The sequence below is a fragment of the Streptomyces capoamus genome, assembly GCF_014654935.1.
Classification (GTDB): domain Bacteria; phylum Actinomycetota; class Actinomycetes; order Streptomycetales; family Streptomycetaceae; genus Streptomyces; species Streptomyces capoamus.
On record NZ_BNBF01000003.1, the window covers coordinates 146,439 to 146,737 of the forward strand.

Consider the following 299-nt stretch of genomic DNA (forward strand, 5'->3'; position numbering starts at 1 on the left):
CCCGTCCGCTTCCGCCCCCGGACGGGCAACGGGCGCTGCGTCCCGCCCGACGGCCCGCTCGACCGCCCGTTTCCGCCCGGTGCGGGACCGGCTGGTGCTGCGCCCTTGCCCGACGGTCCGCTGCGTCCGTCCGTCCGTCCGCCCGCCGGTCCGTTTCCGTCCCGGACGGGAAACGGCTGGTGCCGGCTCCCCGCCCGACCGCTCGACCACCCGTGCATCCGCCCGCCCGCCGGTCCGTTTCCGTCCCGGACGGGCACCGGCTGGCGCCGCGTCCCCGCCCGACCGGCCGCTCGATCACC